The 5,205-nt window shown below is 63.4% G+C and carries 3 protein-coding genes and 1 pseudogene; all 4 read left to right on the top strand.

Translation table 11 applies throughout. The features are described from left to right. Nucleotides 1–1,445: DUF1302 domain-containing protein (locus tag HP546_RS25430; RefSeq protein WP_172231141.1), on the top strand; the 1,445-nt coding region annotated here is incomplete at its 5' end. 8 nt (nucleotides 1,446–1,453) lie between these two features. After that, nucleotides 1,454–3,868: an efflux RND transporter permease subunit gene (locus HP546_RS25425; RefSeq protein WP_172231138.1), complete on the top strand. Its 2,415-nt coding sequence runs from the start codon at nucleotides 1,454–1,456 to the stop codon at nucleotides 3,866–3,868. Between the two features lie 10 nt (nucleotides 3,869–3,878). Then, complete coding sequence (locus HP546_RS25420) at nucleotides 3,879–4,862, top strand: YCF48-related protein (protein WP_172231135.1); 984 nt, start codon at nucleotides 3,879–3,881, stop codon at nucleotides 4,860–4,862. A gap of 66 nt (nucleotides 4,863–4,928) precedes the next feature. Next, a pseudogene (locus HP546_RS25415) lies at nucleotides 4,929–5,205 on the top strand (PucR family transcriptional regulator); the annotation flags it as partial.

The raw sequence follows: 5,205 nt of genomic DNA, 5'->3' as shown, positions 1-5,205 counted from the left end.
TGGCGCAGAGCTCGGGCGTGGCGGATCAGGGCGACCTGAACTACGACCGCGGCGATATGTTCACCAACTACCTCAAGGGCACCCACGAGCTGTTGCTGAAGATGCCCGAGGACGTCACCTTCATGGCGCGTGGCACCTGGATCCGCGACTTCGCCGCCACCGATACCACCGGCACGCTGTCGTTCAACACCCCTGAGAGTGTCGGCAGCAACGGGCTCAGCGACAACGCCCGTGACGACCTCGCTTTCAAGGCACGTCTGCTGGACCTCTGGGTGAGCAAAAGCTTCGACGTGGGCGGGCAGCGGGTACGGGCGCGCTTGGGCAATCAGGTGATCAACTGGGGCGAGAGCCTGTTCGTGGCGGGCGGTATCAACAACACCAATGCCTACGACTATCAGGCCTTGGCGCGCCCCGGCGTGCAGCTCAAGGAGGCCGTGTTGCCGGCACCGATGCTCAGTGTTGCCTCGGGCCTGGGTGCTGGGGTCAATGTCGAGGCCTACTACCAGTTCCGCTGGAACAAGAGCGAGCTGCCGCCAGTGGGCAGCTACTGGTCCACCACCAACGCCCTCGGCGAGGGCAGGGGAGACTACGGGTACTCTGAGAAAAAGGCCAAGGACAGCGGCCAGTGGGGGCTTTCGCTGCGTTGGCAACCCGAGGACAGCGACGTTAACTATGGCTTCTATGTGATGCGCTATCACGACAAGTTGCCGTCTTTGCGCGTGGATATTCTTGACCCGGACACCTTCGCGGCGGTACCGACTTGGCGCTACCAGGAAGACCGGATGATGTACGGCATCAGCGCCAACATGCCGATCGGCGACTGGGCGGTGGGGACGGAGCTTTCGTACCGGCCGAAGGATTCGGTCATGCTCAACCCGGTCGTCGACCTGTGTGCGAGCAATGACGGCAAGTGCTGGAAGGACGAAAAGAAATTCCAGTGGCACCTGACCGGCCTGTACAGCTTCACACCTTCCAACTCCCCCACGCTGCTCGATTTCAGCGGGGCCAGCTCGGGCACCTTGGTGACCGAGCTGGTGGTCATCAGGTACCCGGGGCTGCATGACGAAGTGAATGGCGAGCCATTGGCTGCGGGGCTCAATACCTGGCAGCTGGACCCTGCAACCGCGCCGAAGCCGCGAGGCGACAAGACCTCATCGGGTATCAACCTGGATTTCAGCATGACCTACGACGGCACATTGTTGCCGGGCTGGCAGGTCACCCCGGGCATCTTCTACGCGCGGTCGCTAGGCGGGCGCACGCCGAACCTCACTGCCACCTTCACCGAAGATGCGAGCAGCATGAACCTGTACCTGAACTTCGTGCGCAACCCGGCCAGTTGGCAGATTTCCCTCAACTACGCCAAGTTCATGGGCGGCGATACCCCTTACGACCAGCTGTACCGTGACCGCGATTATGTCGGCGTCGCGATCTCCCGCACCTTGTGAGGCCTGCCGTGAACGGTTCCGTGAAACTCACTGAAATCCAGGCGCGAGGCGTGCTGCCGCGCGTCGAGCGTGTCCTGTTCGGGCATCGTCGGCTGGTGCTGGCGAGCCTGGCCGTGTTCACCCTGGTCATGGCGTGGTTCGCTGTGCAGCTGCGCATGGATGCCGGCTTCGAAAAGCAGCTGCCGGTCGGCCATGAATACATCGACACATTCCAGACGTACCGCAATGACCTGATGGGCGCCAACCGGCTGACCCTCGTGGTGAGGTCGCGCACAGGTGATATCTGGAGCGCCCCAGGCCTGAAGCGGCTGTATGACGTGACCCAGGCGGTGAGCTTCCTGCCAGGGGTTTCCCGCAGCAGTGTGCGTTCGTTGTGGACGCCCAATGCCTTCGTCAACGAGATCACCGAAGAAGGTTTTCGCGCCGATCCGTTGGTGCCGGGAACGGTTTCTCCCGAGCACTTGAACGACCAGGTCATCGGGGCGATCGCCAGCTCCACCTCGCAAGGGGGCTTTATTGGCACGCTGGTGTCCCGTGACCAGCGCAGTGCGATGATCACGGCGGAGCTCAATGAGTATGAGGCTGATGGCACCCACCTTGATTATGTCGCGTTCAATCATCGGCTGGAGCAAGCGATTCGTCAGCAGTTCGAGGACGGCGACTTCGAAATCCAGATCATCGGCTTCGCCAAGCAGATCGGCGACATTGCCGATGGCGCTTCAGCCGTGCTGGAGTTCTGCCTGCTGGCACTGTTGCTGACCGCCGCTGCGGTTTATTGGTATTGCCACTCGCTGCGCTTCACGCTGCTGGCGCTGGTGTGTTCACTGGCCTCGCTGGTCTGGCAGTTCGGCAGCCTGCGCTTGCTGGGCTTCGGCCTTGATCCGCTGGCGGTGCTGGTACCTTTTCTGGTGTTCGCCATCGGGGTGTCCCATGGGGTGCAGCAGATCAACTTCATCGTACGCGAGATAGCGGTTGGCAAGAGCGCAGAAGCGGCGGCGCGTTCGAGCTTCACCGGTTTGCTGATCCCGGGAACGCTGGCCCTGGTGACTGCACTGGTGTCGTTCGTGACGCTGCTGCTGATTCCTATCCCGATGGTGCGGGAGCTGGCCATCACGGCCTCGCTGGGCGTGGCGTACAAAATCATTACCAACCTGCTGATGCTGCCTTTGCTGGCTTCCATGCTGCGGGTCGATGACCGCTATGCGGCTACCCAGGAAGTTTCCCGGCAGCGCCGTACCCGCTGGCTGCGAGGCCTGTCCCGGCTCGCCGAGTGGCGTAACGCACAGTGGGTGCTTGGCGTGGCCCTGGCGATCTTTCTGGTGGCGATCTGGCAAAGCCACGACCGGGTCGTCGGCTCGTTGCAGGCGGGGGCCCCGGAGTTGCGTGAGGACTCGCGCTTCAATCGCGATGCCGTCTCCATCGCCACTAGCTACGACATTGGCCTGGACTGGCTCAGCGTGGTTTTCGAAGCCGGCCAGGGGGCCTCTGGTGAAGGCGGGGCGGCGGCCTGCGAGGATGTCGCGGCGGGTCAATACCAGGATCGTTTCGTCTGGGCCATGCAGGGTGTGCCCGGAGTGCTGTCGGTGGCTTCGTTCTCCAGCAACATGCGTCAGTTCAACGAAGGGTACAACGAGGGTAATCCCAAGATGGCCGCGGTGCCCATCGACCCTATGAACTACGCCGCGCTGGCCACCGAGGTGGCGCGTACGCCCGGGCTGGTGCGCACCGACTGCAGCATGTCCGCCGTGCACCTGTATCTGGCCGACCACAAGGCCACGACCATCAACCGGGTGGTGGAGGCCGCCAAGGCGTTCCGCAGCGAGTATCCGCAGCCCGGCCTGTCGATCCGCCTCGCCTCGGGCAACGCCGGTGTCCTGGCCGCCATCAACGAGGAAGTGGAGAAGAGCGAAACCCCCATGCTGCTCTACGTCTATGCCGCGATCGCGCTGCTGGTGTTCGCCGTCTACCGCGACCTGCGGGCGGTGCTGGTGTGCTGCCTGCCGCTGACCATCGGCACCTTCATTGGCTATTGGTTCATGAAAGAGCTGCAGATCGGCCTGACCATTGCCACCTTGCCGGTGATGGTGTTGGCCGTGGGCATTGGTGTCGACTACGCCTTCTACATCTACAACCGCCTGCAATTGCACCTGGCCCACGGCCAGCCGATTACCAAGGCGGTCGAGCACGCCTTGCTCGAGGTGGGCGTCGCCACGATCTTCACCGCCATCACCCTGGCCGTGGGCGTGGCCACCTGGGCGTTCTCGGACCTCAAGTTTCAGGCCGACATGGGCAAGCTGCTGGCCTTCATGTTCATCGTCAACATGGTCATGGCCATGACCGTGCTGCCGGCCTTCGCCGTCTGGCTGGAACGGGTATTCCCACGTAAGCGCCCTGTGCGCATGATCGGTGCGCTGGTGCACTGAGGAGAGAAGCATGAAGTTCAGGGTTTCATTAACCGCGGCCTTGCTCGCAGCCGCATTGCCGCTGATGTCGCTTCAGGCCGCGCCGTTGCAGGCCGTGCCGGCCATACAGGTGAGCAATGCCACGCAGGCCACCATGCTGGCCGCCGGCTTGGCGGGAGGGCGCATGGTGGCCGTTGGCGACCACGGTGTCGTGCTGTTGTCCGACGATCACGGCATGCAGTGGCGCCAGGCAAGGTCGGTACCGCTGTCCACACCGTTGACGGGCGTGTCTTTCGTGGATGCCAAACGTGGTTGGGCGGTTGGCCACTGGGGCGCGATCCTGGCCACCACCGATGGTGGGGAGTCCTGGCAGGTCCAGCGCCTGGCCACCGAAGAAGACCGGCCACTGTTCGCGGTGCACTTCTTCAATGCCCGGCAGGGTGTGGCGGTAGGCCTCTGGTCGTTGGTGCTGACCACCATGGATGGAGGCCAGACGTGGGCCGAGCAGCCGGTGCAGGCCCCCCCTGGGGCCAAGCGGGCCGACCTCAACCTGATGGGGCTTTTTGCCGACAGTCGCGGCACGCTGTACGCCCCGGCCGAGCATGGGCAGGTACTGTACTCCGAGGACGAGGGGACAAACTGGCGTTACCTGGATACTGGCTACGAAGGCACACTGTGGTCAGGCGCGGTAATGGCCGATGGACGTCTGCTGCTGGGTGGCCAGCGCGGTACCCTGTTGCTGGGTTCAGCGGACGGCAAGGGCTTTCGCCGAGTGCCAACGCAAAGCAAGGGCTCTGTCACTTGCGTCGCGGTAGCCGGCTCTGGTGTGCTGGCGGTCGGGCTGGATGGGCTGAGCGTCAAGAGCAACGATGGCGGGCACAGTTTCCAGGAAACGCAGAGCGCTGATGGCCTCTCACTGACGGCGGCGTTGTTCAACGCCGAAGGCGTGCCTGTATTGTTTTCACGCCGAGGGGTAATGCCTGAACAGCACCATTTACCAGACGATTTTGAGTGATTTGCCCTGCCCATGACCAGCACACCATCGCCCTGGCCACGCCCCTCGGAAGCCGTTCGCGCGCTCATGCGCAAAGGCGCCGAACTCGCTCAGGCGCTGCCCTCGGAGTGGGTCGAGCGCCTCAATCAGGCGCTTTTCTCTTCAGCGGAAGATGCCAAACTGCTGGAGGACCCGGTCATCCTCGCGGCATGCCGGCGCGCCAACCGGGCAGAGTTGCTGCATTGGGCAAACGCCAATCTGCAGCGCCCTGGAGAGCCGGTGGAGCCCTACGTGTCTGCTGATATGGTGGACACGGCCAGGGAGCTTGCCCGCAGGGGGGGGGCCGAACTGCTGATGAATGTGG

Source organism: Pseudomonas sp. CM25 (assembly GCF_013179705.1).
Classification (GTDB): domain Bacteria; phylum Pseudomonadota; class Gammaproteobacteria; order Pseudomonadales; family Pseudomonadaceae; genus Aquipseudomonas.
The sequence above is the reverse complement of the archived record's forward strand: the minus strand, read 5'-3'. Positions and strand labels throughout refer to the sequence as shown.

What these genes read in the sequence shown, in the direction of transcription:
- HP546_RS25420 (WP_172231135.1), top strand. Translation starts at nt 3,879, where the DNA reads ATGAAGTTCAGGGTTTCATTAACCGCGGCCTTGCTCGCAGCCGCATTG.